Annotated in this window: 5 protein-coding genes; 3 read left to right on the plus strand and 2 right to left on the minus strand. The window is 64.8% G+C overall.

The genetic code is table 11. From position 1 onward, the window contains the following. The 3 genes from VKI00_RS15360 to VKI00_RS15370 form a co-directional block, all read left to right on the plus strand. On the plus strand, window positions 1–377 hold a 377-nt coding region (locus VKI00_RS15360), incomplete at its 5' end, for a YncE family protein (protein ID WP_414687206.1). Window positions 378–573: 196 nt separating this feature from the next. After that, entirely contained in the window at window positions 574–2799 is a 2226-nt protein-coding gene (locus VKI00_RS15365) for a glycoside hydrolase family 3 C-terminal domain-containing protein (RefSeq protein WP_324438763.1), read from the plus strand. Window positions 2800–2909: 110 nt separating this feature from the next. Next, window positions 2910–3041 (plus strand): hypothetical protein, encoded by a 132-nt coding sequence (locus VKI00_RS15370; RefSeq protein ID WP_324438765.1) that lies wholly within the window; start codon window positions 2910–2912, stop codon window positions 3039–3041. 91 nt (window positions 3042–3132) lie between these two features. Here VKI00_RS15370 and VKI00_RS15375 read toward each other — a convergent pair whose 3' ends face one another. Further along, entirely contained in the window at window positions 3133–4116 is a 984-nt protein-coding gene (locus tag VKI00_RS15375) for an NADPH:quinone reductase (RefSeq protein WP_324438767.1), read from the minus strand. Between the two features lie 74 nt (window positions 4117–4190). After that, a complete protein-coding gene (locus VKI00_RS15380; RefSeq protein ID WP_324438769.1) occupies window positions 4191–4643 on the minus strand; it encodes a MarR family winged helix-turn-helix transcriptional regulator in 453 nt (150 codons plus the stop codon). Between the last annotated feature and the right edge of the window lie 177 nt (window positions 4644–4820).

Below are 4820 nucleotides of genomic sequence, written 5' to 3' on the forward strand. Positions count from 1 at the left end.
TGCGCCTCCCCGACGCGCCGCTGTCCGCGGCGGTCACGCCCGACGGCACCGGCGTCTACGTCATCGGCATGCAGTCACTTGTCGCCGTCGACTTCCCGACCAAAATCGCGGAGATCATCCCCGCCGGGGAGATGCCGCGCCAGATGAAGTTCAGTCGCGACGGCGCGCTAGCATGCGTCACCGATCTCGCGTCATCCGCCGTCGTGGTGCTCGACACGATCACCAACTCGGTGATTAGCGCAGTCCAACTGGATGGCCATCCAGAAGCGGTGGCGCTCAGCGGTGATGATGAGCTGCTCTACGTCGCCGACTACTGGGGCGGCACCCTTTCCGCCATCTCGATCGCGTCGGTCGTGCGCGACGCGGAAGCGGCGTGAATCCGCCCGGTTTACCGTTGCCGTTGCGTGCGTTTGAATGCCACGCTCATTTCGCGTCTCCCTGCGGGTTTGTGGTTCTGATCTTGCCGCTCGCGGCCTCGCTGGGCTGGGGTCTTACGGTAACTGCGCCAGCGACGGTGAACTGCGTCGAGCACGGGGCACCGACAGCACCGCCGGATCCGAGAGGGACAACACCATGATCGATGATCATTCCCTCGACGACCTGACCCTCCACCAGAAGGCAAGCCTGGGCAGCGGCGCTTCTTTCTGGCGCACCAAGACGGTCGCCGGGTTGCCCGCCACGGCCTTGGCCGACGGGCCGCACGGAGTCCGTGCCCAGGTGGGCGCCGACGACCATCTCGGCATTGCCCCGAGCGCCCCGGCGACCTGTTTCCCGCCGGCTGCCGGGCTGGCCCAGAGTTGGGATCCGCAACTCGTCGAGCGGGTGGGCGCCGCCCTGGCCGACGAGGCCCGCGCGCTCGGTGCCGGCGTATTGCTAGGTCCCGGCGTGAACATCAAGCGTGATCCCCGTGGTGGCCGCAACTTCGAGTACTACTCCGAGGACCCGCATCTCAGCGGTGTGCTCGGCGCGGCGTGGGTTCGGGGATTGCAGAGCCACGGCGTCGGCGCATCGGTCAAACACTTCGCGGCCAACAACGCCGAGCACGACCGGATGCGCTCGGACTCTCAGGTCGACACTCGGGCGCTACGGGAGATCTACCTCAAGAGTTTCGAACGAGTGGTCACCGAGTCTTGGCCGTGGACGGTCATGTGCTCCTACAACAAGATAAACGGTGTCTACGCATTCGAGAACCGATGGCTGCTCACCGAGATCCTGCGCGGCCAATGGGGATTCGACGGCGTCGTCGTCAGCGACTGGGGTGCGGTCGGTGACCGGGTGTCGGCGATGGCCGCAGGGCTAGACCTCGCGATGCCCGGTGGCGACCCCGCCCTTGATAACGCGGTCGTCGCTGCGGTCGAGGCGGGCAAACTGGACGAAGCCACGGTCGACGCGGCAGCCCGAAATGTCCTCACCATGTTGCAGCGCATCGCCGACGGTGCACCAAGGGCTTGGCCCGTCGACCTAGACGCCCACCATGCCCTGGCTCGAGAGGTCGCGGGGCGCTGCGTCGCACTGCTGAAGAATCAAGACGGCCTCCTTCCGCTCGACCCCGGCCGTGCGTTGGCGGTCATCGGGTCGTTCGCCGAGCAGCCCCGCTATCAGGGCGGCGGGAGTTCCCATGTAAACGCTGCCCGGCTTGACATTCCGCTGGAGCAGATCCGAAAGCACGCCCCCGGCGACGTCTTCTACGCACCTGGCTTCGGTGTGGACGGGGACGCGGATCGCCTCCGAGACGACGCTGCCGCGATCGCTGCCAGCGCCGACGTCGCGGTCGTGTTCCTAGGGCTCACCGAGCGCGAGGAATCCGAAGGGTTCGATCGAAGCAACATCGATCTGCCTGAACAGCAGCTGCATGTGTTGCGGGCGGTGGTGGCGGTGCAGCCGCGCACCGTCGTGGTGCTATCCCATGGAGGTGCGGTAAGGCTCGCCGAAGTGGACTGGCTGGCGCAAGCGATCCTCGACGGCGGTCTGCTTGGCCAAGCCGGCGGTGGAGCGATCGCCGACGTGTTGTTCGGCACCGTCAATCCTTCTGGCCGCCTTGCGGAGACGGTTCCGGTTCGCCTTGAGGACGCGCCCTCGTTTCTGAACTTCCCCGGGGAGAACTCCCAAGTCCTCTATGGCGAGAGCATCTACGTCGGTTACCGCTGGTACGACGCGCGCAAGATCGACGTGACCTACCCCTTCGGTCACGGCCTGTCATACACCACGTTCTCCTACGGTGCGGTTCACGTCGAATCCGACGACGACAACGTCCTGGTCATGCTTCCCGTCACTAACACCGGTGATCGTGACGGTCGTGAGATCGTCCAGGTGTATGTGTCGAAGCCGAGCTCGAGCGTGCGGCGAGTGCCTAAGGACCTGAAGGGATTTCAAGCAATCGACCTCGCCGCCGGGACAACGGCGGAGGTAACAATTCGCATCCCCCGCAACGACTTGGCCTACTGGGAGGAGCGTATTGACGGCTGGATCGTCGAGGGCGGCGCATACACGATCCACGTCGGCAGTTCCAGCAAGGACATCCGCTGCGCTACGGTCGTCGAGGTCAGCGGTGACAAGGTGAACCTCCCGCTGACCGAGGATTCCACGATCGGGGAAGTTATGGCGCATCCGACGGCCGGACCGCTGTTCGCCTCCCTCGCCGCGCCGACCATGGCATCGATGGCCGACACTTTGGACACTGCACTCGGCGTGGACATCGCCCGGGTGGCGGCGTCGATTCCGCTGGGCCGCATCGCTGCATTCGGTGGCGGATTCACCCGTGAGACGCTAGACCGGTTCCTGGAGCAATTCCGCGACTAATCACAGGCCGGATACCTTGTCAATGCGACGTATCCCCGAAAATCCCTCTTCGACGCGGCAACGCGCAAGGCCACTCCGGTAGAACTGCTGCAGCGATCGCGCCGCCGGCGATGCGCCTGTTCGCCGAGCCACCGGCCGAGCTGGATGCGGCCTCGCTGCGCACGATCGTGCAGGTCAATTGCGAATTGTTCATTGCATTCGGCGACGTGCCGCTCCCACTCATGAACCGTCGGTTCGGATAACCGATCGCACAGTTATGGAACGGCCGCCCGTTGTTCCTGTTATCGGACATCGTTCTGCTCTCGGTGGACGACTGCACTTCACCGTGCGGTTTCAGTCCGGGATGGCAAGCAGCACACGGCCATTTCGGGGCCCCTTGTCGACGTGGTCATGGGCTGCGGCGATCTCGGCGAGCGGGTGAGCGGGCGCGACGGGAATGTTCAATGCGCCGACTTGGGCGGCTGCGGTCAAATCTGCGGCCGCCTGCTGTTTGGCTTCAGGCGAGAAGTCGTCGCTGCCGAGCAGCCTCAATGTGACGTTGGCGAACAACAGTGGCCAGAACGGTATTTCGGGTCGGTCGACGCGGCTCGCGTACGCAGCGATGACCGCTTCATTGGCCACCACCGCCGCGTCCAGGTCGGCATTGCCGGAGAAAGCCACATCCACGATACGGTCCACCCCGTCGGGGGCACGTTCACGGATGGCGGCCACCGGATCAGTGTCGTCGAGCGCGATGGGATGCGAAACCGCCGCATTGTCAACCTTTTCGAGGTCGCCGATGCGAACCACCGTGCCGATCACGGTGGCTCCGGCCCAGTGCGCCAGCTGAGCAGCCAGCGAACTGACCGAGCCCAGCACCCCATGCACCAGGATCGTCTTGCCCGCGACGGCCCCGTCGCTGAAAACGGCCCGATGCGCGGTGATGCCCGGGATGCCGAGGCACGCGCCGATGTCGTCGGAGACTTCATCCGGAAGCGGAACCGCCTGCGCCTCCGGCACGCACGTCAACTGTGCTGCGGTGCCGAACGGCCGGTAGGACTGGGCGCCGTAGGTCCATACCCGTTGCCCGATCCGGTTGACGTCCACGCCGTCGCCGACGGCATCGATCACACCGGCGCCGTCACTGTGCGGGATGATCCGCGGGTAGCTCATCGGATTGCTCTGCGAGGCTGACCGCTTCTTCGTGTCCCCTGGATTGATACCGGAGAGCCTGAGTCGAACCCTTACTTCACCCGGTCCCGGTTCGGGGTCGGGCATCTCGCCGACCTGCAGCACCTCAGCGGCAGGGCCCTGCCGGTCGTACCACGCTGCCAGCACGTCGGCACCTCCACGGGCAGGATATACATTCCATGGAATGATAATGCTGATTCGGCGGCGTGCCTAGACCGGCGTCAGGCGCTCCGTTGCTCCTCGTCGACGCTCCCGTTCGCAGCGCGCAGCTTGACGATGGTCGAGTGCAACTGCTGCAACGAGCGCGCCGAGACCGCCGACCCGATGCGGTTCTCCAGTTCGTCCTCAAAAGCCTTGGCGGCCTTGGTCAGGACTCGCCGTCCCGCGGCGGTGAGCTCGATGACGGAGGACCGGCCGTCGTCGGGATTCGCGCGTCGAACGCAGTAGCCCGCGGCTTCGATGCGGTCTACAAGCTTGCTGGTTCCACCGATTGTTATCGACAGTTCCTCGGCGATGTCGTTCACCCGGCATGATGGATGACGCGCGATGACCTGCATTGGCTCCAACCTGCTCAGCGGCAGGTCGAAGTTGGCGCGCAGCCGAGCATCAACGCCGTTCCACAGCTCGGTTTCAAAGCGCACCAACTGATGGAAAAGATCAAGCAAATCGGTCATGACCATCCCAAGCGACTGCGGCGTTGCTTCAACTCAAAGACCATTCCACGTTAACAACTTGCCTATCGCCCAGTACCGACGTCAAAGCTTCTGCGACAAGACAGTTGCGAAGGTGTGGGTGTCGCCGGGCCAGCGCGCCGATATGTAGCTGCCGTCGTCGACGACGAACGCCGGCCG

This window comes from Mycobacterium sp. (assembly GCF_035314665.1).
Taxonomy (GTDB): domain Bacteria; phylum Actinomycetota; class Actinomycetes; order Mycobacteriales; family Mycobacteriaceae; genus Mycobacterium.

What these genes read in the sequence shown, in the direction of transcription:
- VKI00_RS15380 (WP_324438769.1), bottom strand. Translation starts at nt 4,643, where the DNA reads ATGACCGATTTGCTTGATCTTTTCCATCAGTTGGTGCGCTTTGAAACC.
- VKI00_RS15370 (WP_324438765.1), top strand. Translation starts at nt 2,910, where the DNA reads ATGCGCCTGTTCGCCGAGCCACCGGCCGAGCTGGATGCGGCCTCGCTG.
- VKI00_RS15365 (WP_324438763.1), top strand. Translation starts at nt 574, where the DNA reads ATGATCGATGATCATTCCCTCGACGACCTGACCCTCCACCAGAAGGCA.